General features: G+C 66.4%; 25 protein-coding genes. 15 read left to right on the top strand and 10 right to left on the bottom strand.

Features of this window, described 5'->3' with window-relative positions; all coding sequences use genetic code 11:
• Positions 1–25: 25 nt before the first annotated feature.
• Both ACFO5X_RS11210 and ACFO5X_RS11205 read right to left on the bottom strand, forming a co-directional pair.
• A complete protein-coding gene (locus ACFO5X_RS11210; protein ID WP_380717533.1) occupies positions 26–580 on the bottom strand; it encodes an ActR/PrrA/RegA family redox response regulator transcription factor in 555 nt (184 codons plus the stop codon).
• A gap of 76 nt (positions 581–656) precedes the next feature.
• Positions 657–1277 (bottom strand): SCO family protein, encoded by a 621-nt coding sequence (locus tag ACFO5X_RS11205; protein WP_380717532.1) that lies wholly within the window; start codon positions 1275–1277, stop codon positions 657–659.
• Between the two features lie 93 nt (positions 1278–1370).
• On the opposite strand from ACFO5X_RS11205, the gene regB reads away from it, so the two are divergent.
• The 8 genes from regB to trxA all read left to right on the top strand — a co-directional run bounded on the left by regB (position 1371) and on the right by trxA (position 13236).
• Positions 1371–2768, top strand: a complete 1398-nt coding sequence (regB, locus tag ACFO5X_RS11200) for a sensor histidine kinase RegB (protein WP_380717844.1) — start codon at positions 1371–1373, stop codon at positions 2766–2768.
• An 85-nt stretch (positions 2769–2853) separates the two neighbouring features.
• A complete protein-coding gene (locus tag ACFO5X_RS11195; RefSeq protein WP_380717531.1) occupies positions 2854–4374 on the top strand; it encodes a PAS-domain containing protein in 1521 nt (506 codons plus the stop codon).
• 41 nt (positions 4375–4415) lie between these two features.
• On the top strand, positions 4416–4895 hold the full coding sequence (gene tsaE / locus ACFO5X_RS11190) for a tRNA (adenosine(37)-N6)-threonylcarbamoyltransferase complex ATPase subunit type 1 TsaE (RefSeq protein WP_380717530.1): 480 nt from the start codon (positions 4416–4418) through the stop codon (positions 4893–4895).
• On the top strand, positions 4888–5886 hold the full coding sequence (locus tag ACFO5X_RS11185) for an aminoglycoside phosphotransferase family protein (RefSeq protein ID WP_380717529.1): 999 nt from the start codon (positions 4888–4890) through the stop codon (positions 5884–5886). Before tsaE ends, ACFO5X_RS11185 begins: the two co-directional genes overlap by 8 nt.
• A complete protein-coding gene (locus tag ACFO5X_RS11180; protein WP_380717528.1) occupies positions 5883–6566 on the top strand; it encodes a nucleotidyltransferase family protein in 684 nt (227 codons plus the stop codon). The genes ACFO5X_RS11185 and ACFO5X_RS11180 overlap by 4 nt, the downstream gene beginning before the upstream one ends.
• A complete protein-coding gene (gene addB / locus ACFO5X_RS11175; RefSeq protein ID WP_380717527.1) occupies positions 6559–9489 on the top strand; it encodes a double-strand break repair protein AddB in 2931 nt (976 codons plus the stop codon). Before ACFO5X_RS11180 ends, addB begins: the two co-directional genes overlap by 8 nt.
• Positions 9486–12878 carry a double-strand break repair helicase AddA gene (gene addA, locus ACFO5X_RS11170; RefSeq protein WP_380717526.1) on the top strand — a complete coding sequence of 1131 codons (3393 nt, stop codon included), beginning with the start codon at positions 9486–9488 and terminating at the stop codon, positions 12876–12878. The genes addB and addA overlap by 4 nt, the downstream gene beginning before the upstream one ends.
• Positions 12879–12915: 37 nt before the next feature.
• Positions 12916–13236 carry a thioredoxin gene (trxA, locus tag ACFO5X_RS11165; RefSeq protein WP_380717525.1) on the top strand — a complete coding sequence of 107 codons (321 nt, stop codon included), beginning with the start codon at positions 12916–12918 and terminating at the stop codon, positions 13234–13236.
• A 61-nt stretch (positions 13237–13297) separates the two neighbouring features.
• On the opposite strand, the gene ACFO5X_RS11160 is transcribed toward trxA, so the two are convergent.
• Complete coding sequence (locus tag ACFO5X_RS11160) at positions 13298–14209, bottom strand: acetolactate synthase small subunit (RefSeq protein ID WP_380717524.1); 912 nt, start codon at positions 14207–14209, stop codon at positions 13298–13300.
• A gap of 100 nt (positions 14210–14309) precedes the next feature.
• Here ACFO5X_RS11160 and hslV point away from each other — a divergent pair, with 100 nt between their 5' ends.
• Genes hslV through ACFO5X_RS11140 form a run of 4 tightly spaced genes read left to right on the top strand, consistent with a single transcriptional unit; the run spans position 14310 to position 18422 of the window.
• Positions 14310–14864, top strand: a complete 555-nt coding sequence (gene hslV / locus ACFO5X_RS11155) for an ATP-dependent protease subunit HslV (RefSeq protein ID WP_380717523.1) — start codon at positions 14310–14312, stop codon at positions 14862–14864.
• Positions 14861–15934: a hypothetical protein gene (locus ACFO5X_RS11150; protein ID WP_380717522.1), complete on the top strand. Its 1074-nt coding sequence runs from the start codon at positions 14861–14863 to the stop codon at positions 15932–15934. Before hslV ends, ACFO5X_RS11150 begins: the two co-directional genes overlap by 4 nt.
• 31 nt (positions 15935–15965) lie before the next feature.
• Entirely contained in the window at positions 15966–17273 is a 1308-nt protein-coding gene (hslU, locus tag ACFO5X_RS11145; RefSeq protein WP_380717521.1) for an ATP-dependent protease ATPase subunit HslU, read from the top strand.
• Positions 17274–17315: 42 nt separating this feature from the next.
• Positions 17316–18422 (top strand): alpha/beta hydrolase, encoded by a 1107-nt coding sequence (locus tag ACFO5X_RS11140; protein ID WP_380717520.1) that lies wholly within the window; start codon positions 17316–17318, stop codon positions 18420–18422.
• Positions 18423–18514: 92 nt separating this feature from the next.
• Here the strand turns inward: ACFO5X_RS11140 and ACFO5X_RS11135 are convergent, their stop codons facing one another.
• Genes ACFO5X_RS11135 through ACFO5X_RS11125 form a run of 3 tightly spaced genes read right to left on the bottom strand, consistent with a single transcriptional unit; the run spans position 18515 to position 20762 of the window.
• On the bottom strand, positions 18515–19069 hold the full coding sequence (locus tag ACFO5X_RS11135) for a Smr/MutS family protein (protein WP_380717519.1): 555 nt from the start codon (positions 19067–19069) through the stop codon (positions 18515–18517).
• Positions 19066–20109 (bottom strand): murein transglycosylase A, encoded by a 1044-nt coding sequence (mltA, locus tag ACFO5X_RS11130; protein ID WP_380717518.1) that lies wholly within the window; start codon positions 20107–20109, stop codon positions 19066–19068. Before mltA ends, ACFO5X_RS11135 begins: the two co-directional genes overlap by 4 nt.
• Positions 20106–20762: a Tim44/TimA family putative adaptor protein gene (locus ACFO5X_RS11125; RefSeq protein ID WP_380717517.1), complete on the bottom strand. Its 657-nt coding sequence runs from the start codon at positions 20760–20762 to the stop codon at positions 20106–20108. The genes mltA and ACFO5X_RS11125 overlap by 4 nt, the downstream gene beginning before the upstream one ends.
• A gap of 107 nt (positions 20763–20869) precedes the next feature.
• Between ACFO5X_RS11125 and ACFO5X_RS11120 the strand changes: the two genes are divergently transcribed.
• Positions 20870–21358 carry an FxsA family protein gene (locus tag ACFO5X_RS11120; RefSeq protein WP_380717516.1) on the top strand — a complete coding sequence of 163 codons (489 nt, stop codon included), beginning with the start codon at positions 20870–20872 and terminating at the stop codon, positions 21356–21358.
• Between the two features lie 58 nt (positions 21359–21416).
• Entirely contained in the window at positions 21417–21914 is a 498-nt protein-coding gene (gene secB / locus ACFO5X_RS11115; protein ID WP_380717515.1) for a protein-export chaperone SecB, read from the top strand.
• Between the two features lies 1 nt (position 21915).
• Here secB and dnaQ read toward each other — a convergent pair whose 3' ends face one another.
• The 4 genes from dnaQ to ACFO5X_RS11095 are packed head-to-tail and all read right to left on the bottom strand — an operon-like array spanning position 21916 to position 24611.
• Complete coding sequence (gene dnaQ / locus ACFO5X_RS11110; RefSeq protein ID WP_380717514.1) at positions 21916–22599, bottom strand: DNA polymerase III subunit epsilon; 684 nt, start codon at positions 22597–22599, stop codon at positions 21916–21918.
• Positions 22592–23185: a dephospho-CoA kinase gene (gene coaE / locus ACFO5X_RS11105; protein ID WP_380717513.1), complete on the bottom strand. Its 594-nt coding sequence runs from the start codon at positions 23183–23185 to the stop codon at positions 22592–22594. Before coaE ends, dnaQ begins: the two co-directional genes overlap by 8 nt.
• Entirely contained in the window at positions 23182–24015 is an 834-nt protein-coding gene (locus ACFO5X_RS11100; protein WP_380717512.1) for a shikimate dehydrogenase, read from the bottom strand. Before ACFO5X_RS11100 ends, coaE begins: the two co-directional genes overlap by 4 nt.
• Complete coding sequence (locus ACFO5X_RS11095) at positions 24012–24611, bottom strand: Maf family protein (RefSeq protein ID WP_380717510.1); 600 nt, start codon at positions 24609–24611, stop codon at positions 24012–24014. The genes ACFO5X_RS11100 and ACFO5X_RS11095 overlap by 4 nt, the downstream gene beginning before the upstream one ends.
• A gap of 404 nt (positions 24612–25015) precedes the next feature.
• Between ACFO5X_RS11095 and hemJ the strand changes: the two genes are divergently transcribed.
• Positions 25016–25462, top strand: coding sequence for a protoporphyrinogen oxidase HemJ (gene hemJ, locus ACFO5X_RS11090; protein ID WP_380717509.1), 447 nt, complete (start codon positions 25016–25018; stop codon positions 25460–25462).

Raw genomic sequence — 25462 nt, 5'->3', positions numbered from 1 at the left:
AGGCGCGGCACAGTCTCCGCTAGGCTTACCGCGGGCTGCGCTTGGCCAGGATCCGCTGCAACGTCCGGCGGTGCATGTTCAGCCGCCGCGCCGTCTCGCTCACATTGCGCTCGCACAGCTCATAGACCCGCTGGATATGCTCCCAGCGCACGCGGTCCGCGCTCATCGGGTTGTCGGGCGGCGGGGGCAGTTCGTCCGACCGCGCCAGCAGCGCATTGGTGATATCCGTCGCATCCGCCGGCTTCGAAAGATAGTCGGTGGCCCCGACCTTCACCGCCGCCACCGCCGTCGCAATCGCGCCATATCCGGTCAGAACCACAATCCGGCAATCCGGCCGCTTTTCCCGCAGCACCTCGACCACATCCAGCCCGTTGCCGTCCTCCAGCCGCAGGTCGACCACGGCATAGGCCGGCGGGCGAGCCGTCGCCACCGCGCGTCCGGCAGCGACGGATCCGGCCATCTCGATCTCGAAGCCACGCTTTTCCATGGCCTTGGCCAGACGCCGCAGAAACGGCTCGTCATCGTCCACCAGCAACAGCGATTTGTCCGGCCCCAAATCGGCCTGTGACCCGTCAGCCATGTCAGCGTCTCCTTCTGGAACACACTTTTTCCGAGTATGGCCAGCGCTGCCGTAAAGGTCAAACGCCGTTACATCTTCACGCTTCGTCAAGGAAACACCCGATCCGGTCCGCCACGGTGTCGGCGCTCTCTTCATGGCGGAAATAATCGACGAAACCGATCTGCGGCAGAACCAGATAGCTGAAGGTCGAATGATCGACCATGTAAAACTCGCCCTGTTCCGGATGCGCCTTGTAATAGGACCGATAGGCCTGGCTCGCCGCCTTGATCTGCGCGGGCGACCCGGTCAGCCCGATGGCCCGCTCGTGGATATTCGCCGCGAAATCGCCCACCACCTCGGGTGTATCGCGCTCGGGATCGACCGTGATGAACACCGGCGTCACCATCTGCCCCTTGGCCGCCAGCAGATCGACCGCATCCGCATTGCGCGACATGTCGAGCGGGCAGACATCGGGACAGAAGGTATAGCCGAAATAGATCAGCGTCGGTTCGGTGATCACGTCCTTGTCCGTCACGGTCTCGCCCTTGGCATTCACCAGCTCGAAGGGCCCGCCGATCTGCGCCGTGCCCCCGGCGATCTGACTGGTGCGGCACTGGGCAAAGCGGTCATCGCCCTGACCCAGCGTGCTGGCAAACCACAGACCCCCGGACAGCACGGCCAGGAACCCGGCGGCAAGATAGACGTAAAACGGGCGCATCGGGCGGGATCCTCCCCTTCAGGAACGCGGTTGATCGGGACGCCGGGCAGACCTATCAAGATGACCATCAGGCGCAATGCGCAAAAGGTCACAATGTCGTTGTCCGATCTTCTCAGCCCCTACGGCCAGGAACGCGGGAACTGGATCCGTCTGCGGACGATGATCCTGCTGCGTTGGGTGGCCATTTTCGGACAGCTCGCGGCGATCCTGGTGGCCCAGGTCGTCTATCACATCCAGCTCGAGGTCGGGCTCTGCTACATGGCCGTCGGCGCCTCGGTCATCGGCAACCTCATCGCGATCTTCGTTTTTCCGCAGAACAAGCGCCTGTCAGAATCCGAAAACCTCCTGATGGTACTGTTCGACCTGTTGCAGCTCTCCTTCCTGCTGTTTCTCACCGGTGGCCTGCACAACCCCTTCGCCCTGCTGCTGCTGGGGCCGGTCACGATCTCGGCCAGCGTTCTGGGCCTGCGCTCGACCCTGCTGGTCGGCGGCACCGCCATCCTGCTGGTGACGCTGCTGGCCAACACCCACCTGCCGCTGATGATGGACGACGGCACCATCCTGCATCTGCCCGCCCTCTTCGTCTTCGGCAACTGGGTCGCGATCACCATCGCCGTGCTGTTCATCGGCGCCTATTCCCAGCGGGTGAATTCCGAGATCCACTCGATGTCCGACGCGCTCTCCGCCACCCAGATGGCTCTGGCCCGTGAACAGAAGCTGACCGACCTGGGCGGGGTGGTGGCGGCGGCCGCGCACGAACTCGGCACGCCGCTGGCGACGATCAAGCTCACCAGCGCCGAACTGATGGAAGAGCTGGCAGACCGGCCCGACCTGCGGGACGACGCCGCGCTGATCCGGCAGCAGGCCGACCGCTGCCGCGACATCCTGCGCGACATGGGCCGGGCAGGGAAGGACGACCTGCACCTGCGCCAGGCCCCGCTGAGCGCGGTTCTGACCGAGGCGGCCGAGCCGCATCTGGAGCGGGGCAAGAACATTCATTTCGCCGAGATGCCGGGCAAGGATGCCCCGACGCAGGTGCCGTCGATCCTGCGCAAGCCCGAGGTGATTCACGGTCTGCGCAATCTCGTGCAGAACGCGGTCGACTTTGCCCGCAGCACGGTCTGGATCGAATCTGCCTGGACCGAGGATCGCATCTCGGTCCGGATCATGGACGACGGACGGGGATTTCCGCCGCATCTGATCGGACGCATCGGCGATCCCTTCGTACGGCGGCGGCGCAGCGAAAGCGACCGCAAGTCGCGGCCGGAATACGAAGGCATGGGCCTTGGCCTGTTCATCGCCAAGACCCTGCTGGAACGCACCGGGGCCGAACTCAGCTTTGCCAACGGCCCGGACCGTGACCTGCCGGGGCCAGACGCCGGCGCGCGCATCGGCGCGGTGGTCGAGGTCGTCTGGCCCCGCGCCAAGATCGACGCCCAGCACCGCGACAACGCTGTGCCCATGCGGGCGAACCAGCCGATCCGCATCTGATTGCTTAAAATCCCAACGCGTTAAGCCGGCGTTAACCATTGCTGAAAATAGTCGTCGCGGCATGACAGGCTGGGACGCCACGACGATGATGACACCGCAGTTAGTGGACCTGGTTCTGCTCATTGGCGTCAGCCTGGTCACCGCGATCCTGGCCGTGGTCTGGCTGGGACCGGGCAGGCAGCGACGACCTGAACCGCTGCTGGGCGACGCTGCGGTCTGGCTGTTCGCCGGGCACGAGCTGCTCGATCTCTCCGACCGGGCCCGCCTCCTGTTCGACGGCCAGACTGACCGGCCCGACTGGGACAGCCTCTGCGCCTGGCTGTCGCAGCAGTTTCCCGACCTGCCGCGCGATCAGGCCCGCATCCGGGACAGCCAGCGCATCGACATCGCGGCCGGAGCTCCGGGCGACCCAAGCTGCCTGACCTGCGAATGGCTGAACGGCGTCATCCGGCTGCATCTTTCCGAAACGACCCAGCCACAATCCGGCGGCAACGGACTGCTGGTGGCCCAGCGCCGGGAACTGGCCGCGCTGCGCTGCGCGGTCGACAAATCGCCCTATCCGATCTGGACCCTGACCAAGACGGGTGAGGTCGCCTGGGCCAACAGCGCCTACACCCGGCTCGCCGGGGACAGCGCCGCGCCGCTGTTCAACCTGCCACGCGGGCCACAGACCGGACGCAAACGCCTGCCGCTCGCCCGCGAAGGCGAGGACAACCGCCATTGGTTCGATGTCTCGATGGTGCCCGATGCCTCCGGGATGCTCTGCTATGCCGTCGACGTCGATGCCGTGGTGCAGGCCGAAGAGGCGCAGCGCCAGTTCGTCCAGACGCTGGCCAAGACATTCGCGCAGCTCTCCATCGGCCTCGCGATCTTCGATCGTCACCGCCAGCTCGCGCTGTTCAATCCCGCGCTTGTCGATCTTACCGCCCTGCCGGCCGATTTCCTGACCGCGCGCCCCAACATGCTGTCGTTCTCCGACCGGCTGCGCGACCAGAACATGATGCCCGAGCCGAAGAACTACAACAGCTGGCGCCATCAGATGGCCGACCTCGTGGCCGCCGCGAAGGACGGGCGCTATCACGAAACCTGGTCGCTGCCCTCGGGCGCGGTCTATTCGGTCAGCGGGCGACCGCATCCTGACGGCACCATCGCCTTCCTGTTCGAGGACATTACCGCCGAAATCACCCTGACCCGCCGCTTTCGCGCCGATCTGGAACTGGGCCAGTCGATCCTCGACCGGCTGGAACAGGGCGTGGCCGTCTTTGCCGCCGATGGCAGCCTGACGGTGACGAATGCCGCCTACCGCGACCTCTGGGCCACCGACCCGGAAAAGAGCTTTGCCCAGCTCTCGGTCATCGATGCCACAAGATGCTGGCAGGCGCGCTGCAAGGCCAGTCCGCTGTGGGGAGAGATCCGCGATTTTGTCGCCACGCGCGAGAACCGCACCGATTGGTGGGCCGAAATCTTTCTGACCAGCGGCGAGCCGATCACCTGCCGGATCATGCCGCTGCAGAAGGGCGCCACTCTGGTGTCATTCCACCGCCACCCAAAACCCCTGTCAGGAGAGCGCGAGGGCAGGGCAGCAACGGCCGACGCCATGCCCTGAACCGGCTTGCGGCCAGCCCGGCCCGGCGCCATGGTACGCGCATGGCCGAAACGTCGCTCTCGCTTACCCTGCCTTCGCCCGAGGCCACAGCCGATCTGGCCCGCAGACTGGGCGCGCGGCTCCACCCCGGCGACACCCTGCTGTTCAGCGGCCCCATCGGCGCCGGCAAGACGCATTTCTGCCGCCAGATGATCCGGTCGCTGCTGGACCGGGACGAGGATGTTCCCTCGCCGACCTTCACCCTGGTGCAAAGCTACGACAGCCCCGCCGGCGAGATCTGGCACGCCGATCTCTACCGCCTGGGCGATATCGGCGAGATCATCGAACTCGGCCTCGATGACGCTTTCGCGACCGCGATCTGCCTGGTCGAATGGCCCGACCGGCTGGGGCCGCTCGCGCCGCCGGGCGCTCTCGACATCGCCCTTGCGCCCGACGCCGCGCTGGAGGACACCCGGCACATCACCTTCACCTGGACCGATCCGAAATGGGCCGGCCGACTGGATTTCGCGCGCGATGACTGACCGCTCCACCCTGGCCGACAGCTTCCTGGCCACCACCTTCATGGCCGGCGCCACCCGCGGCCCGCTGGCCGGCGACGCCTCGAACCGCCGCTATGAACGGCTGCGCGATGCCGGGGGCCGCACCGCGGTCCTGATGGACGCCCCGCCGGACAAGGGCGAGGATGTGCGCCCCTTCGTCCGCATTGCCCGACACCTGCACGGGCTGGGGCTGAGCGCGCCCGAGATCTACGCCGAAGATACCACGCATGGCTTTCTCCTGATCGAGGATCTGGGCGACGCCCTGTTTTCCCGCGTGATCCCGAAGGACCCGGCCATTGAGGCAACGCTCTACCGCGCCGCGACCGATGTTCTGGTGACACTGGCCCAGGCGCCGCTGCCGCAGCTCGACCCCTACGGCCCCCAGCGGATGACCGACCTGGCCTGCCTGGCTTTCACCAAGTATCGCGATCCCGTCGCGGGTGCGGCGGACGCGCAGGCGCAGACCGAATTCGCCACCCGCTTCCGCGAGATCCTGGAGCGCACTACGACAGGCCGAACCGTCCTCGCCCAGCGCGACTACCACGCCGACAACCTCTTGTGGCTGCCCGAACGCGAAGGCCCGGCCCGCGTCGGCCTGCTCGACTTTCAGGACGCCATGGCCGGGCACCCGGCCTATGATCTGGTCTCGCTTCTGCAGGACGTCCGCCGGGATGTCTCGCCCGAGGTCGAAGACCAGATGCTCGCCCACTACATCGCGGACACCGGCGTGGCGGACTCGGACTTCCGCACCGTCTACCGCGTGCTCGGCGCCCAGCGCAACCTGCGGATCCTCGGAGTCTTCGGCCGGCTGGGCCTCGATTATGGCAAGCCGCATTACGTCGACATGATCCCCAAGGTCTGGGCACACGTGATGCGCGACATCGCCGACCCCGCGCTCGCCCCGGTGGCGCAGCTCTTGCGCGACAGCCTGCCCGAACCGACGCCCGCCGTGCTTGCAAGGCTGCGCCGATGACGCTGCCCGTCCTCCTCTTCGCCGCCGGCTTCGGCACACGCATGGGCGCGCTGACCCGCGACCGGCCCAAACCGCTGATCGCGGTGGCCGGGCGGCCCCTGATCGACCACGCGCTTGATCTCGCGGTCGGTATCGGCGCCCCGGTGATCGCCGCAAACGCCCATTACAAAGCCGAGATGCTGGCCGCGCATCTGACACCGAAGGGCGTCGAGATCTCGCATGAAACGCCCGATATTCTCGACACCGGCGGTGGCCTCAAGGCGGCCCTGCCGCTGCTGGGCGACGGCCCGGTGATCACCCTGAACACCGACGCAATCTGGTCCGGCCCGAACCCGCTGGCGCAATTGCTCGCCGCCTGGGATCCCGCCCGGATGGATGCCCTGCTGACCTGCGTGCCACACGCCCGGACGGTCGGGCGCGACAAGGGCGGTGACTTCGGCCTCGACGCCGAAGGCCGCATCTCGCGCGGTGGCGACATGGTCTATGGCGGCGCGCAGATCATCGCCGCCGAACACGTTGCGGCGCATCCCGGCCAGGTCTTCTCGATGAACGCGGTCTGGGACGAGATGGCAGAGCGCGGCCGCCTGTTCGGCGCGATTTACCCCGGCCGCTGGTGCGACGTGGGCCACCCCGATGGCATAAGGATCGCCGAAACCCTCCTGTCAGAGCCGCATGTTTGAGCCGTCCGACAAACCAAGGGTCTTTGCCCTGCCGCCCGGCGTCGACTTTCCCGCCGCATTGCTGGCCGGAATCGACGCCCGCCTGGCGGGCCAGCCGCCGCAGGCGGCGGCGCGCCTCCGCCTGATCGTCAACACCCGCCGCATGGCCCGCCGCATCCGGGCGCTGCAGGACGCCGGGCCGGCGAAACTGCTGCCCCGCCTCTCGCTGGTGACCGATATCGCCGCGCTGACCCCGCTCGCCCCGGCGGAACCCGCCGCGCCGGGCCTGCGCCGCCGCCTGCAACTGGCCCAGCTGGTCGCCCGCCTGCTCGACCGCCAGCCCGATCTGGCCGCCCGCGCCTCGGTCTACGACCTCGCCGACAGCCTCGCCGCGCTGATGGACGAGATGGCCGATGAAGGCGTCGCCCCCGATGTCCTGCGCCAGCTCGACGTCGCCGACATGTCGGGCCATTGGGCGCGCGCGCTCGCCTTCATCGGCATCGCCGAAGACTACCTGCAATCCGGCGGCGCCGACGACGCGACCCACCGCAACCGCCGCGCCGTCGAGGCGCTGAGCGCCGCCTGGGCCGAGACCCCGCCTCAGGGGCCGGTGCTGGTGGCCGGCTCGACCGGATCGCGCGGCACCACGCTCATGCTGATGGAGGCGGTGGCGCGTCTGCCGCAGGGCGCGATCCTCCTGCCGGGCTTCGACTTCGACCAGCCGGACCGCGTCTGGGCCGACCTGACCCGCACCCAGGGCACCGAGGACCATCCGCAATACCGCTTCGCCCATATGATGGAGCGGCTGGGCATCACCCCCGGCGACGTGATCCGCTGGACCGATACGCCCGCCCCCGCACCGGCGCGCAACCGGCTCGTCTCGCTCGCCCTGCGGCCCGCGCCCTTCACCGATGCCTGGCTCGACGAAGGGCCGCGGCTGGGCGACATCGGACAGGCCACCGAGGCCATGACGCTGGTCGAGGCGCCCGACCCCCGCACCGAGGCGCTGGCCATCGCGATGCGCCTGCGCGCCGCCGCCGAAGCCGGCCAGACCGCCGCGCTGATCACCCCCGACCGGATGCTGACCCGCCGCGTTTCCGCCGCACTCGACCGCTGGCGGATCACCCCCGACGACAGCGCCGGGATGCCGCTGCACCTCTCGCCGCCCGGCCGCTTCCTGCGCCATGTTGCGGCGCTGTTCACCGATCGCCTGACGGCCGAGGCCCTGGTGACGCTGCTGAAACATCCGCTCTGCCATTCCGGGCCGGATCGCAACCTGCACCTGATCCACAGCCGCAACCTGGAACTGCACCTGCGCCGCAACGGCCCAGCCTTCCCCGACGCTGCGGGGCTGAGGGCCTATGCCGCCCGGCTGGACGATCCGCCAACCGCCTGGATCGACTGGCTGATCGCGCTTGTCACCGACCAGACCGTCCGCGGCGACCTCGACCTGTCCGACTGGGTGCTCCGCCTGCGCCGCGTGGCCGAAGCGCTCGCAGGGGGCAGCGCGACCGAAGGCTCGGGCGGCCTGTGGGAGAAAAACGCCGGACAGGAGGTGCTGAAGACCCTGACCGCATTGGAAACCGAATCCGGCCACGGCGGCGCGATGGGCGCCCGCGACTTCGCCGACCTGCTTGGGGCTCTGCTGCAATCCGGCGAAGAGGTGCGCGACCGCGACAAGCCGCACGAAGGCATCCTGATCTGGGGCACGCTCGAGGCGCGGGTGCAGGGCGCCGACCTGCTGATCCTGGGCGGCCTGAACGAAGGCGCCTGGCCCGAGGTCGCCCGCCCCGATCCCTGGCTGAACCGCTCCATGCGCAAACAGGCCGGGCTGTTGCTGCCCGAGCGGCGCATCGGCCTCTCCGCCCATGACTTCCAGCAGGCAATCGCCGCGCCCGAGGTCTGGCTCACCCGCGCGATCCGCTCCGACGATGCCGAAACCGTGCCCTCGCGCTGGCTGAACCGTCTGACCAACCTGCTCGAGGGCCTGCACGAAACCGGCAAACCCGCGCTGGCCGGGATGCGCGACCGGGGCCGTCACTGGCTCGATCTGGCCGAGGCCGCCGAATTCGCGCCCAGGATCGCGGGCGCGCATCGCCCCTCGCCAAAGCCCCCCGTCGCCGCGCGGCCCCGGCGGCTGTCGATCACCGAGATCAAGACGCTGATCCGCGACCCCTATGCGATCTATGCCCGCCATGTGCTGCGGCTGAACCCGCTCGACCCGCTGGCGATGGAGCCCGACGCGGCCCTGCGCGGCAATGTCGTGCACGACATTCTCGAAGCCTTCATCAAGGAAACCCGCGACGATCCCGCCGCCCTGACGCCCGCGCGCCTGCTCGACCACTGCGCCCGCGTGCTGGAAACCGACGTGCCCTGGCCCGCCGCCCGTCGGCTGTGGCTGGCCCGGCTGGGCCGCATCGCCGGCGATTTCGTCCAGGCCGAACGGCGCCGGCAGGATCAGGCCCGCCCCGAGCATCTGGAAACCAAGGTGCGGGTGCCGCTGCCGGGCGTCGATTTCACCCTGACCGGCCGCGCCGACCGGATCGACATCGACGCCTCCGGCAACCTGCTGATCTACGACTACAAGACCGGGCATGTGCCAACGACGCGCGAACAGAAATACTTCGACAAACAGCTCCTGATCGAAGCCGCCCTCGCCGAACAGGGTCTGTTCAAGGGGATTCCCGCCGCGCCCGTGGTCCAGGCGCTGTTCCTCGGGATCGGCAGCACCCTCAGCGAACAGCCCGCGCCGTTGGACGAGGAAAGCGCGGCCGAGGTGCTGGCCCGGCTGGTCACGCTGATCCGCCACTATCACCGCGCCGATCAGGGATTCACCGCACGGCGGATGCTGTTCAAGGACACCGACCGCGGCAACTATGACCATCTGGCCCGCTTCGGCGAATGGGACGGCAGCGTCACGGCCACCCCGGAGGTCCTCGAATGACCCGCGACGCGGCGACCGAGGCGCAGGTGCGCGCCGCGCGGCCCGATGCCTCGACCTGGCTGGCCGCCAACGCCGGGTCGGGCAAGACGCGGGTGCTGACCGACCGGGTGGCGCGGCTGCTGCTCGACGGGGTCGAACCCCAGAACATCCTCTGCCTCACCTATACCAAGGCGGCGGCCAGCGAGATGCAGAACCGCCTGTTCCGCCGCCTGGGCGAATGGACCATGCTGACCGACACCGCGCTGGCCGAACAGCTGGACGTGCTCGGCGTCGAAGGCGCGCTGACACCCGACCGGATGCGCCACGCCCGCACGCTCTTTGCCCGCGCCATCGAGGCGCCGGGCGGTCTCAAGATCCAGACGATCCACTCCTTCTGTTCCGCCCTCCTGCGCCGCTTCCCGCTCGAAGCCGGCGTCAGTCCGCAATTCGCCGAGATGGAAGACCGCGCCGCCCGGCTGCTGGTGAGCCAGATCGTCGAAACCATGGCCGACGGCCCGCAGCGCCCGCTGCTCGACGGCATCGCCGCCTATGTCTCGGACGCCCGGCTGGAGGATCTGTTGCAGGCGGTGCTGAAACACCGGCAGGCGCTGATCGAAGTCAGCCCCGAGGCCATCACTCGTGCACTTGGTTTGCCGCCGAACCCAAGTGAGCTTGACGCTATTGCAATTGCATTCGACGGATCGGAACAAGCTCTCTGGTCTGACCTTTTGCCAATCCTCAAAACGCTGTCGAAAAGCTATGCGGATTTGGCAGATCGCCTCGCAAAAATTGATGTTATCGCACCGACGCTTTCCGATCTTGAGGCCTTAAAGCCCGAGTTTCTATATCAAAGTGATGGCAAAAACGGGGACTACCAAAAAGGCGACTCCAAGTCTCGGAACTTCCCGCAATCAAACCACAGCAAAGCCTTAGTAGCCGTAGAACCGGTTGCGGATGCACTGCATGGTTTCATGGACCGGGTTCACGAGGCGCATGTCTTTCAGAATGCAATTGCTAGCTTTGAAAAATCCCGCACCCTCCACGCCTTCGCCGCCGCGTTCCTGCCGGAATACGAACGCCAGAAACAGCTGCGCGGCCTGCTCGATTTCGACGACCTGATCCTGAAGGCCCGGCAGCTGCTGAACGACCGCTCCGTCGCGGCCTGGGTGCTCTACCGTCTCGACGGCGGCATCGACCACATCCTGGTGGACGAGGCGCAGGACACCAGCCCCGAACAATGGGACGTGATCGAAAAGCTGGCGCAGGAGTTCACCACCGGCGAAGGCGCGCGGCCCGATGTGCGCCGGACCATCTTCGTGGTGGGCGACAAGAAACAGTCGATCTACTCCTTCCAGGGCGCCGATCCCGGCGCCTTCGACCGGATGCAGGCCGATTTTGCCGGCCGGCTGGAGGCGACGGGCGACCGCCTCTTTGACCTGACGCTCGAATTCTCCTTCCGTTCGGCTGAAACGATCCTGCGGCTGGTCGACAACGTCTTCGCCGGGAAGGCGCAGGCCGGGTTCCCCGTCGACGGGCGACACCGCGCCTTCCACTCCGACCTGCCGGGGCGGGTCGATCTCTGGCCCGCGATCCCCAAGGCCGAAGACGACGAACGCCCCGAATGGACCGACCCGGTCGACCGGCCCGGCGCACAGCATCACGAGGTGCTGCTGGCGCGGCAGGTGGCGCAGTCGATCAAGGACATGATCGACCGCCGGGAAACCGTCCCGGACCGCGACCGCGACAGCCTGTTCCGCCGTCCCGTGCGCCCCGGCGATTTCCTCATCCTGGTGCAGCGCCGCTCCACCCTGTTTTCCGAGATCATCCGCGCCTGCAAGGGCGCCGGTCTGCCCATTGCCGGCGCCGACCGGCTGAAGGTCGGCGCGGAACTGGCGGTCAAGGATCTGGCCGCGCTGCTGCGGTTCCTCGCGACGCCCGAAGACGACCTCTCGCTTGCCGCCGCCCTGCGCTCGCCGCTGTTCGGCTGGACCGAACAGATGATCTTCGACCTCGCCCACCGAAGGCCCGAAGGCCGCTTCCTCTGGGCCGAACTTCGCAGGCGCGAACCCGAATTTCCCGACACCCTCGCCATGCTGCACGATCTGCGCGGGCAGGCCGATTTCCTGCGCCCCTACGATCTGATCGAACGGGTGCTGATCCGCCACGATGGCCGCAAACGCCTGATCGGCCGCCTGGGCGCCGAGGCCGAGGATGGCATCAACGCGCTGCTGGCCCAGGCGCTGGCCTATGAATCCTCGGCCGTTCCCAGCCTCACGGGTTTCCTCGTCTGGATGGAAACCGACGATCTGGAAATCAAGCGTCAGCTCGGCTCGGCGGGCGACATGATCCGGGTGATGACCGTCCACGGCGCCAAGGGGCTCGAGGCGCCCATCGTCATCCTGCCCGACACCGCCAACCGCAAGATCGACCCGCGTGGCGACATCCTGACCGCCGGGGGAGTCCCACTCTGGCGGACCCCGGCCGATGCCATGCCCCCCGCGATGGCAGAGTCCCGCGCCGAGGCGGTCGAGCGCGAGGCGGCGGAACGGCTGCGGCTGCTCTATGTGGCTCTGACACGGGCGGAAAAGTGGCTGATCGTCGCCGCAGCGGGCGAGGCCGACGACGGCTGGCACAGTGTGGTCGAGGCCGGGATGCAGGCCTCGGGCAGCGTCGCTGCCGATCAGCCCACCGGCCCCGGCCTGCGCATGATCGACGACGCCTGGGACCGGCTGCCGCTGCGCGAGCCCGAACAGACCACCCGCACCCTGGCCCCCGTTCCGGCTTTCTATGCCACCCCCGCCACGGTCCCGCCGCCGCTGCCAGAGGTGCTCAGCCCCTCGGACCTCGGTGGCGCCAAGGCGCTGCCCGGCGCCGAGGGCGACGAGACCGACACCGCGAAACAGCGCGGCACCCGGATTCACCGCCTGCTGGAACATCTGCCGGGCATCGCCGCCACCGACCGAGCCGCGCTCGCCGCGCACCTGCTGCCCGACGCCAGCCCCGACGATCTCGCCTTCGCCCTGGCCGAGGCGGCGTCGGTGCTCGACAATCCGACGCTCGCGCACGTCTGGGGCGCTGAGGTGCTGGCCGAGGTGGCCGTCACCGCCCCCATCGGCAACCGCCGCATCCACGGCGTGATCGACCGGCTGGTGATAACCGACGACGAAATCCTCGCCGTCGACATCAAGACAAACGGCACCTTTCCCGCCGATGCCGCCGCCTGTCCCGAAGGCGTGTTACGCCAGATGGGCGCCTATGCCGAGGCGCTCCGCCAGATTTGGCCGGGCCGCCGGATCTCTACCGCGATCCTCTGGACCCGCAGCGCCACGCTCATGCCCCTGCCGCACGATCTTGTGACGGAGGCCCTGGGTCGCACCCAAGATCTTGACCTTGGGGCCGCGGCTACCTAGGTTTCCAACCCTGACACATCCCTCCAGGAGACCCCGCATGTCGACCGTTGCCGTGACCGACGCCACCTTCGATGCCGAAGTGAAAAATTCCGATATCCCCGTCGTGGTGGATTTCTGGGCCGAGTGGTGCGGCCCGTGCAAGCAGATCGGCCCGGCTCTGGAAGAGCTTGCCAAGGAATACGAAGGCAAGATCAAGGTTGCCAAGGTCGACGTCGACAGCAACCCGAACTCCGCCGCCACCATGGGCGTGCGCAGCATTCCCGCGCTGTTCATCTTCAAGGACGGCCAGGTCGTCAGCAACCGCGCCGGCGCCGCACCGAAGGCAGCCCTGCAGAACTGGATCGATTCCTCGATCTGATCCGGCCGGCACCGGAAATCTCACGGCGCTCCCCTGGGGGCGCCGTTGTCGTTCGTGGCGATCAGACCGGCCAGCCGGCAGCGCGCAGGATGGCGGCGATGCGCATATCGACAGTATCCTTCCCGGCATTGATCGACATGGTCTGCCAGAACCAGTGGACATACCCGGCATAGTCCGGCGTCAGCGTTGGGCCGAGGGCGAGTGCAGCCTCGACCCCCAGTTCATGAACGTTTGCCGCTATGTGGTGAAAGTCGATCCGGCCGAAGAGAACCGAGGGCTTGGCGAAGAAATTCGCCAGGAAGGCTACCGATGAGTTCTGCGTCACAACGTAATCGCAGTCGGCCAGCAGCCCCTCCATGCCGCCGGTACGCAGATCAAGCCGCGGATGGGCGCGGGCAAGATCAACGAGCGCGTCCCGTTCGGGCTGGGAGTACGTTTCTTTCGGATGCAGCGTTGCCACAACCGGCCGGTCGTCATGCGCCAGAACGGCGCGCAACATGTCCACCGGGGAACAGCTTTGAAACGACCGGTGCTCCAGCAGTCTCCCTTGCAGCGGAACGTAACAAATGCCGTCTCGGCGCGGTTCGGGGGCCTCCCGGAACAGGCGATTGCGCCAGTAACCGTAAAAGCGGTCCGCCTCGGCCCGATGAACCTCTCCGGCCGGGAACGGGGTCCGCGCAACCGTCCAGTCCCAGCGGCGCGCCGATTTCTCGATCGACCAGAAGGGATATTCGTAGACCTTGCGCATTGTCAGGGTCCGGTCGTTGCCCGGTTCGGCCATGTGCAACATGGCATACCCGTCGCGCAGCGGCGCGCTCAGCAATTCGGCCGGGCCATCGTTCAGATATTCGACGCGGAACCCCGCGCGGGCGGCGACACCGGCGATACGCGAAATGAAATTATGCCCGCCGTTCGCGGCCCGGCGGCGCAGGGCTTCGTGAAGATAGAACCGCAGGACCGGGGCGTTCGACATGGGCGGACCTTAGAGTCGGCCCCGTGGGCAGACAAGCTGCTGCCCTTGTGCCGGGCGCCATCGTTGGCCATATACCCCTGAAGCAAAACGCGGAGGATGCATGAGCACGCAGGATTTCCCCGGCTGGCACGGCACCACGATCATCGGCGTCCGCAAGGGCGGAGAGGTGGTGATCGCGGGTGACGGACAGGTCTCGCTGGGCCAGACCGTGATCAAGGGCACCGCCCGCAAGGTGCGCCGCCTGTCTCCGGGCGGATACGACGTGGTCGCGGGCTTTGCCGGATCGACGGCCGACGCCTTCACCCTGCTGGAACGGCTGGAATCCAAGCTCGAGGCGACGCCCGGTCAGCTGGCCCGCGCCAGTGTCGAGCTCGCCAAGGACTGGCGCACCGACAAGTATCTGCAAAAGCTCGAGGCGATGCTGATCGTCACCGACGGCAAGGAACTGCTCGTCATCACCGGCGCGGGCGACGTGCTCGAACCCGAACATGACGTCGCCGCCATCGGCTCGGGCGGGAACTATGCGCTCGCCGCCGCGCGCGCGATGATGGACAGCGACAGGACCGCCGAGGAGGTGGCCCGCGCCGCCATGGCCATCGCGGCCGATATCTGTGTCTACACCAACGGAAACCTCTCGGTGGAATCCATTCGGTGATCGACACGGCCGACATCCGCGCCGCGGTCAGCGCGGGTGTCCTGTCGGAACGACAGGCCGCGCAGCTGACCGCCCTGGCCCACAGCCGGCGCGGCGCGCGCGAGAACCTGGCGGCGGGCGACGAACCCTTCGAGCTCTTCCGCGGGTTCAACGAAATCTTCATCATGACCGGGCTGATCATCCTGGCGACGGGCTATGTCTCGGTTGTCGGATGGTTCGTCGCCGGCCGGCTGGAAATCTGGCAATGGTCGCTGCAATGGATCAGCATCGCCACCGCCGCCTTCGTCTGGCTGTTTTCCGAATATTTCATCCGCCGCCGCCGGATGATCGGCCCCGCGATCCTGCTCTCGCTGATGTTCGCCTCCGTGGCGGTCCTGGGCTTCGGCAACTGGCTGGCCCAGGTCTTCATGATCGCGCGCGAGGATTACGCCAGCCTGATCCTGCCCGGCCTCCTGGCCACGCTCGCCGTCTTCGTCTTCTGGCTGCGTTTCAAGGTGCCCTTCGCGCTGGCGCTGGTCGCACTTGGCCTCTTCGCCACCGCCCTGCTGGCCGCCGCCACCCGCAATGGCACCCCGCAGGACGTGAAAGAGCTCTTCATCCTCTCGGCCGATGGCGGTTTTGCCTGGATCACCCTGGCGCTGGGCCTCTGCACCTTCGCCGTCGCCATGGCCTTCGACGCCAGCGACCCCCATCGAGTCACCCGCCGCGCTGCACAGGGCTTCTGGCTGCACCTCGTCGCCTCGCCCATGATCATCAACACCGTGGCGCTGTCGCTGATCGCCGCCCAAAGCCAGTCCGGAAATCTGACCCTCTTCCTCGTCATGGGTGGTTTTGCGCTGATCGCGGTCGTGATCGACCGCAGGTCTTTTCTCATGGCCGCGATTGCCTATGTCGTTGGGGTGATCGCAACGCTCTATCCCGTCACGCAGGGCGGAAACTTCGGCTGGGTGATCCTCGCTTTGGGCGTCTTCCTGCTCACGCTCGGCGCGTTCTGGGCGTCCATCCGCACCGCGCTGCTGGCGCTGCTGCCGCTCGGACGGCTGCGCGCCTATCTCCCGCCGGCACATTGAACAACGGCCGCAAACTGAACAAAGGACCGTGATGACCGACCTTACCCCCCGTGAAATCGTCAGCGAACTCGACCGCTACATCATCGGCCAGAAGGATGCGAAACGGGCCGTGGCCGTGGCCCTGCGCAACCGCTGGCGGCGCAAGCAGCTCTCCGACGACCTGCGCGACGAGGTCTATCCCAAGAACATCCTGATGATCGGCCCCACCGGCGTCGGCAAGACCGAGATCAGCCGCCGCCTGGCCCGTCTGGCCCGCGCGCCCTTCATCAAGGTCGAGGCGACCAAGTTCACCGAGGTCGGCTATGTCGGCCGCGATGTCGAGCAGATCATCCGCGATCTCGTCGACAGCGCCATCGTCCAGGTGCGCGACCAAATGCGCGAAGACGTGAAGGTCGCCGCACACAAGGCCGCCGAGGAACGGGTGATTTCCGCCATCGCCGGCGAGGACGCCCGCGAAGGCACCCGCGAGATGTTCCGCAAGAAACTCAAGGCGGGCGAGCTCGACGACACCATGATCGAACTCGATCTGGCCGACACCTCCAACCCGATGTCCATGTTCGAACTGCCGGGCCAGCCGGGCGCCAACATGGGGATGATGAACCTGGGCGACATGCTGGGCAAGGCGATGGGCGGCCGCAAGACACGCCGCCGGCTCAGCGTCGCCGAAAGCTACGAGGTCCTGATCGGCGAAGAGGCCGACAAGCTGCTGGATGACGAGACGGTGACCAAGAACGCGCTGGAAGCGGTCGAACAGAATGGCATCGTCTTCCTGGACGAGATCGACAAGGTCTGCGCCCGCGCCGAGACCCGCGGCGCCGATGTCAGCCGGGAAGGGGTGCAGCGCGATCTTCTGCCCCTGATCGAGGGCACCACGGTCTCGACCAAGCACGGCCCGGTGAAAACCGACCACATCCTCTTCATCGCCTCGGGCGCCTTCCACATCGCCAAGCCGTCCGACCTCCTGCCCGAACTCCAGGGCCGCTTGCCGATCCGCGTCGAACTGCGCGCCCTGACGGAAGAGGATTTCGTGCGCATCCTGACCGAAACCGACAATGCGCTGACCCGCCAGTATACCGCGCTGATGGGCACCGAACAGGTCACCGTGACCTTCACCGAGGACGGCATCGCCGCGCTCGCGCGCATCGCCGCCGAGGTGAACCGCTCGGTCGAGAACATCGGCGCGCGGCGGCTCTACACCGTGATGGAGCGGGTGTTCGAGGAACTGTCCTTCACCGCCCCCGACCGGTCGGGCGACAGCGTGACGGTCGATGCCGCCTTTGTCGACAAGAATCTGGGCGAACTGATGAGCAAGACCGACCTCAGCCGCTACGTCCTCTGACGCGGCTTTTCGGCCGAGGCGGTCTCTGCTAGCTGTTCCGGCATGCGAGCATTGGTCGCCCTGTTTCTGTGTCTCACCGTCGCCGCCTGCGGCGACCGCAGCTTTACGCCGGTCCTGCCGGATGCGCTGACGGTGGGCCAGCCGGTGCAGGTGCTGACAGCCACCAGCCGCAACCGCGAACAGGACGGCAACTTCGGCTACAACCGGTCCGAAACCCTCAGCTTTCTCGATCTCGACGTGTCCATCCCGCCCGATCACAAGGTCGGAACGCTCGAATTCGCCTACGCCCGTCCGAACCCCCGAACCCAGTTCACGCTCGCGGGTCAGGAAAACTTCTCCGGCCCGTCGGCCTTCGTGAACCACCTCCGCACCGACCTGGCCCGCAAGCCCGGCGGGCAGCGCGAGGTCACGATCTTCGTCCACGGTTTCAACACCACCCATTACGAAGCCGCCTTCCGCGCCGCGCAACTGGTGCACGACATCCAGCTGCCGGGCGAACTCGTGCTCTATTCCTGGCCCAGCCGGGGCAAGCCTCTGGCCTATGGATATGACTACGACAGCGTGCTTTTCGCGCGCGGCGGGCTGGAACAGCTGCTGACGCTGGTCACCCGGGACGGGGCGACGAAGGTTCTGCTGGTCGGACACTCGATGGGCAGCGCGGTGATCATGGAGACGCTGCGCACGCTCGACAACAAATCACCCGGCTGGGCAGGGCGCAACACCAGCGGCGTCGTGCTGATCTCGCCCGATCTCGATGTCGACGTCTTCCGCAGCCAGATGGACGGCCTCAAGACGGTGCCGCGCCCCTTCGTGATCTTCGTCTCGCATCAGGACCGGATCCTCAACCTCTCGGCCCGCCTGCGCGGCGCGCACGAACGCGAACGGCTGGGGACGATCTCGGATATCGCGCAGATTTCCGATCTGCCGGTCGAGATTGTCGATACCACCGCCTATGCGAAAGATGCCGGATCCACCCACTTCACGCCGGCGACCTCACCCGCGCTCATCTCGCTGCTGCGGCAGTTCCGGGTGGTGGACGGGATGCTCGGGCAGAACGATATCTCGCTTTCCTCGCTGCTGACGGGCCGGCCCTCGCAAAGCTCTTCGGCGGTGCGGATCGTCCTGCCGTTCCTGGGTGGCGACAAGTAGGTTCTCTCCCGTCCCGGCAGGGCCGGGCCATCAAGTTATTGATATCGAAGACATTGTTGCGAAAGTGATGTGCGGGTGCCGGATGGCACCCGTCACCGGCCCCGGCGCAGGTAGACGTAAAACGCGCCTTCGCCGCCGTGGCGGATGTGGGCCGAGGTAACCTGCAGAACCGCCTGCGCCAGCGGCGGCGTTTCCAGCCAGTGCGGCACCTGACGGCGCAGGATCCCGCGCGGCGTGGGATAGAGCACCCCGTGATCGCCGGCCCGGCCCTTGCCGGTAATGACCAGAACCAGTCGCTTGCCATCCGCCTGGGCCCGCAGGATGAACCGGACCAGGGCGGGATGCGCCGCGTCCAGCGTCATGCCGTGCAGGTCGATGCGGCCCTCTGGCACCAGCCGCCCGCGCTTCATCCGTCCGAAGGTGCCATGATCCATCCGCAGCGCGGGCGCCGATGCCGGGCGCGGCGGCGGTTCCGGCCGCGCCGCCGGGGCAGGGGAGGCCACAATCCGCGGCTGCGGGGTCTTCGATGGCTTGGGCTTGGGCCGCTGCACGGGTGCCGGATCGCGTTCGGGATGCAGACGCTCGGCGCGCTCCACAACCCTCTGCCACAAGGCGATCTCTTCAGGGCTGAGACGGCGCCGGGTCATCCCGTGCTGTCCGGCGCCAGGGCATAGGCGGTCTGGATCGGCATCAGCACCATCATCCGCCCCGGATCCTTCAGCCGCCCCGCCGCCGACCCCGCGGCGTCGCCGGTGCCAAAGAACACATCGGCCCGCTGCGCGCCCTTGATCGCCGATCCGGTATCCTGCGCGACCATCAGCCGGTGGATCGGCCCCGCGCCGTCCTTTTCCAGCCAGACCGGCGCGCCCAGCGGCGTATAGACCGGATCGACCGCAATCGACCGCATCGGCGTCACCGACCGGTTCATCGCGCCCAGCGGCCCGTCCTGCGCCGATATCTTGCGGATTTCCCGGAAGAAGACATAGGAATCGTTGTGCAATAACAGCTCTTCGCCCTCGACCGGATTGCGCCGCACCCAGTTCTTGATCACCTCGGCGCTGACCTGATGCGCCGAATAGACCCCGCGCCGCACCAGTTCCACCCCGATCGACCGATAGGGCTGACCGTTCGACCCGCCATAGCCGACGCGCAACAGGCCGCCATCGGGCAGGCGGATACGCCCCGACCCCTGTATCTGCAGAAAGAACAGCTCGACCGGATCGTCGACCCAGGCGATCTCCAGCCCCCGGTTCTTCATCACGTCGGTGGTCAGGATCTCGCGCCGGCTCAGCCAGCCCGGCACATTGCGGGCCTCGTCGGGCATCCGGTACAACGGATAGCGGAACCGGCTGGTCGGAAAACGCGAGCCGTCCAGCTCCGGTTCGAAATAGCCGGTGAACAGCGCCGGGCTGCCATCGCGGATCAGCACCGGGCGAAAGAACAGCTCGAAGAATGCCCGCGCGCCGCTGTCCTTCTGGGAATAGGCAACCGCGCACAGTGCCTGCCATTCCTGGCCTTCCATATCTGCGCAGGTGTTGCGGAACACCGAAAGGGCCGCCGCATGATCGTCACGCGGCCAGCCCTCCAGATCGGTGAAGGACATCACCGTATAGGTGGTATCGGAACTGGCACTGCCCGCCGTCATCAGCGCCCCCAGGACACAAAACGCGCGCAGCGCCGCGATCATGCGTCGGTTGCGACCAGCAGCCAGTTCGGATCCTTCGAACCCATCTCGCGGGCAAAGGTCCAGCTGTCCTTCTGGCGCTTGACGGCGGTCGGGCTTCCCTCGACCACATCGCCGCCCCTGTCGCGGACAACCGAGGTCATCTCGGCGACAAAGCGCATGGTGATTTCGGCGCGGTTCGTAGCCTTGTCAAAGGTCACCTGCTGCACCTTGGTCTCGCGCACCCCGATGAACTCCGCCTCGACCGTCAGGCCCTTGTCCTCGCGCGCGGCGACGCCGTCGACGAAGGCCTGGAACACATCCTCGGCCAGGAAGGGCTTGATCTCGTCCAGCTGGCCGCGTTCAAAGCCCATCAGGATCATCTCGTATGCGCTGCGCGCACCGCCGATGAACTCCGTCACGGAAAACTCGGGCTCGATCCGTTTCATCGCCGCAAGGTTGCGGGCATTCTCGCTGTCCTTGTCGACGTGATCCGTGATGTCGTGATCCGGCCCGCCTTCGATAACCTCGAATCCGCGACGCGGCGCCGCCGGCGCCGGATTGGGAAGGGGCGGCTTTTCGAAACCTTCCCGTGTTCCCAGAACGCTTTTCAGGCGCAGGATCAGGAAGATGGCGATGCCAGCCAGCACCAGAAGCTGGATCAGTGGCGAGTTCATTTGCACCTCATGTCACGCGGCAATCTTTGTAAGCGCGGCTTCAAAGCCTTATGTAGGTGCTGTGCCGGGCCAAGTCCACCGCCCAGCACAAGCGAAAGGACATGCCCATGTATCTGTTTCTGGCCCTTCTGCTGGTGCCGATCATCGAAATCGCCCTGTTCATCCAGGTTGGCGGGCTTATCGGCCTCTGGCCGACGCTGGCCATCGTGGTGCTGACCGCGATCATCGGCAGCTGGCTGATGCGGGTTCAGGGACGGCTGGCGCTGGCCCAGCTCGGGAAGTCGTTCTCGGAGCTGCGGGACCCGACCGAACCGCTGGCGCATGGCGCGATGATCCTCGTGGCAGGGATCCTGCTGCTGACGCCCGGCTTCTTCACCGACGCGATGGGCTTTGCCCTGCTGATCCCGCCCGTTCGCGCGGCGGTGATGCGCTTTGCCTCGTCCCGCATCAAGATCCAGCGTTTCCAGATGGGCCCGGCGCCGCAACGGCGGTATCCCGACGGCGATATCGTCGAGGGTGAATATCAGGACGTGACGCCGCACCGGGGCCACGACAGCGGCCCATCGGGTTGGGTCAAGGGGCCCGAGCGTCATTGAGAAGCGCGGCGCAAGCTGTTAAGCAGCGCCAAATTCGGTTTGCTTGAGGAGAATTCAGATGTCCGAAAACGGTGCGTCAAACGGCGCCGCGCAGCCCCAGGTGCAGATGAACATTCTGGGCCAGTTCGTGCGCGACCTGTCGTTCGAAAACGTGATGGCGCAGAAGGGTGCGACCGGCGAGGTTCAGCCCGACATCAGCGTTCAGGTCAACCTCGACGCCAAGAAACGCCCCGCCGAGGGACAGTTCGAAGTCAACATCAAGCTGAACATCCAAAGCAAGTCCAAGCCGACCGGCGACAAGCTGTTCCTGCTGGAAATCGACTATGTCGGCGTCTTCGCGATCAAGGGCGTTCCGGAAGACCAGCTGCACCCGTTCCTGCTGATCGAATGCCCGCGGATGCTGTTCCCCTTCCTGCGCCGCATCGTCAGCGACGTCACCCGCGACGGTGGCTTCCCGCCGCTGAACCTGGAAAACATCGACTTCGTGCAGATCTACCGCGCCGAGCTGGCCCGCCGTCAGGCGGCACAGGCCGCCACCACGCCGCAGCAGGCCTAGGTCAGGCCAACCACAGGGCGTCTTCGCCCAGTTTTGCCACGAAAGCCTCGTGCGCCGCCCGCTCCGCATCGCTGATGCGGGGCGGCAGTTTTTTTGGGCGGGGCATCGGGCGCCAAACCTCGGCGCCCCCCGGTCCCGATCCGGCGGCTTCGGTCGACAGGCCGAAATCCGGCTGCCGCCCGCCGATCAGCTCCAGATAGACCTCTGCCAGAATTTCCGAGTCGAGCAGCGCGCCGTGCAGGGTGCGCGCCGAATTGTCGATCCCGAACCGCCGGCACAGCGCGTCGAGCGAGGCAGGCGACCCCGGAAACCGCTTGCGCGCGATCATCAGAGTATCCACCGCCCGCTCATAGGGAATGGGCGGCATGTTCAGCCACTTCAGCTCGGCATTCAGGAATTTCATGTCGAAGCTGGCGTTGTGAATGACCAGATCCGCATCGCCCACGAAATCCAGAAACGCCTGGGCGATCTCGGCGAACTTGGGCTTGTCCGACAGGAATTCGATCGACAGCCCGTGCACCTCGAAGGCTTCCTGCGGCATGTCCCGTTCCGGGTTGATATACTGGTGATAGGTCCGCCCGGTCGCGATGTGGTTGTACAGCTCCACCCCGCCGATTTCGACAATCCGGTCGCCGGTCTCGGGATCGAAGCCCGTGGTTTCGGTATCGAGCACGATCTCACGCATCGGCGATCTTCCTTCGGATATCCGCAACCACATCCTGCACCTGCGCCCGCGCATGGTCCAGAGTGTCGGTGACAATCACGTAATCCGCCCGTGCGCGCTTTTCGGCGTCGGGCACCTGCTTGGACTTGATCAGCAGGAATTGCTCCCGCGTCATCGTCCCCCGCGCCAGCACCCTTTGTTCCTGCGTCTCTTCATCGACCGAGACCACCGCCACCGCATCCACGCGCCCCTCGCCGCCGGTTTCATAGAGCAGCGGGATGTCCAGCACGATGATATCCGCAGTCGCATTGGCCTTGAACGCCTCGCGGTCGGCCCCGACCAGCGGGTGAACAATCCCTTCGATCCGCTTCAGCGCGGTGGGATCGGCGGCGATGATATCCTTGAGGATTCCGCGGTCGATGGCTCCATCGACCAGAGCGGCGGGAAAAGCCTCCGCCAGGGGCGCCACAGCCGCGCCGCCCTTCGCATAGAGGCGATGCACCGCATCATCCGCGCTCCACAGCGCGCAGCCAAGTTCGGCGAACAGCGCGGCGGTTGTGCTTTTCCCCATACCGATCGAACCGGTCAATCCCAGAAGAAAGCTCATCCCAGCACCGCCAGTCGCGTTGGCCCGTCGATCATCGGACGTTCACCGAACCACCGCTCGAAAGCCGGGATAGCCTGACAGATGATCATGCCCAGCCCGTCGATGGCGATACAGCCCATCCGTTCGGCCTCCAGCAGAAGGGGTGTGCGCAGCGGGTTGATCACCAGATCGGTCACAACCGTCCCCGGCCGCAACCCGTCCAGCGGCACCCGCAGCTCGGGCTTGCCGGTCATCCCCAGCGGCGTCGTGTTCACCACCAGCGCTGCCCCGTCGATGGCATTGCCCGCCTGCACCCAGTCGACCACGCGCACGCGCTGGCCGAAATCCTCTTTCAGCTTCTCCGCGCGCACCCGCGTGCGATTGGTCAGCAGGATCTCGGGCACCCCGGCATCCGACAAGGAGGCGACAACCGACCGCGCCGCCGCGCCCGCGCCCAACACCACCGCCGTCCCGTCCCGCGCCGACCAGCCGGGCGCGCCGTTGCGCAGGCTTTCAATGAAACCGTAACCCTCGGTGTTGTCCGCGTGAATCTTGCCATCCTTGCGGAAGATCAGGGTATTGGCTGCCCCGATCAGCGTCGCCCGGTCGGTGATCAGATCCGCCACCGACATCACCGTCTCTTTATACGGTGCCGCGATATTGACCCCCACAAAGCCCATCTTCGGCAGCGTCCGGATCACCTGCGCCAGGTCGGCCTGGGCGATATCCATCGGCACATAGGCGCCGCGAAGCCCCATCGACTTGAGCCAGTGCCCGAACAAGCGCGGCGCACGAGATGGCGCAACCGGCGATCCGATGACGCCAGCCAGGGGAATGCGCTGGTCACTCATGTCTCTTCCAGGCCTTTGAGGATCAGGTAATTCAACAGTTCGATCAGCGGCATTCCGAGCACGTTGAAAAGATCCCCCTCGATCGCGCTGAACAGCCGCACGCCTTCTTCCTCAAGTTTGTAGGCCCCCACGGAATGGCGCACGCTGTCCCAGTTGCGCGCGACGTAGGACTCGATGAACCCGGGCGACAGCTCGCGCATCCGCAGCCGAACCTGCCCCACGTGGCGCCAGACCGGTTGCCCGTTCTCATAGATCACCGCCGCACTGAGCAGCTGATGCCGCCGGCCCTGCATCTCGGTCAGCTGGGCCACCGCCTCTTCGGGGCTGCCCGGCTTGGACAGGACGCGGCCCTCCAGATCCAGCACCTGATCGCAGCCCAGAACCATCGCGCCGGGGTGCTTGTCGGCGATCCGACGGGCCTTCAGCTCGGCCAGCGCATCGGCAATGTCACGCGGCTTGGCCGCCTCCGCTTCGAGCGAGCGGCGCACCTGGTCCTCGTCGACCCGGGGCACCACGACCTCGAACGGTACGCGCGCCCGGCGCAGAAGATCCGCGCGTGTTGACGAGCCTGAGGCAAGAATGAACGGGACAGTCATGTGGACAACAGCCGGACAACAGGGTGGTTATGACGGGATCGTTTTGGTGGTTTTGTCCCGGCTTGGCAACCTCGGCCGCATTCCACCCCTCGCTGGGGACCGTTGCAACATTCTATCCCGAAGGGAAAAGGATAAGACGGTGCTGTGAACATGTGACGCAGATGCGGTTATTCCCGAAGTTATCCCCAGGCCGAAAATGATATGTTTCCATTTATCTTATTGTTTTTAAATGATATTAAATTCTGTTCAGACTCCTCGCCTCGATCCCCGTAAATTCTGTCCACCTGTTGAGAACACAGCCCGAACCGGTGCATCCACGGGTTTTGCCCACCCTACTTAATCATCATCCTTTCTTCTTTCTTTATTCCTTATTAGGAAAACCCGGTCTGCTCGAGGTTCCCAAGATGACCGATCTGCTTGCCCTGCTCTATCCCTGGACCAAGGTCGGGCATATCGTCTCGGTCATCGCCTGGATGGCCGGGCTGTTCTATCTGCCCCGGCTGTTCGTCTATCACGTGGAACAGAATGGGGTAGGCGGGCTCGACGCGGTGTTCCAGACCATGGAACGCCGCCTGCTGCGGGCGATCATGAATCCTGCCATGATCGCGACCTGGATTTTCGGCCTGATGCTGGTCTTCACCCCCGGCATCGTCGACTGGTCCGAAATCTGGCCCTGGACCAAGGCCGCGGCCGTGCTGGCGATGACCTGGTTCCACCATTGGCTCGGCCGCCGCCGCAAGGATTTCGCGGCCGGGCTCAATCAGGTCACCGGGCGCACCTACCGCATGATGAACGAGGTCCCGACCCTCCTCCTGATCGTGATCGTCACCTCGGTTGTCGTGCGCTTCTAG

It is taken from the genome of Seohaeicola nanhaiensis, from assembly GCF_042654245.1.
GTDB lineage: Bacteria > Pseudomonadota > Alphaproteobacteria > Rhodobacterales > Rhodobacteraceae > Seohaeicola_A > Seohaeicola_A nanhaiensis.
This window is presented reverse-complemented; position numbering and strand designations above follow the sequence as displayed.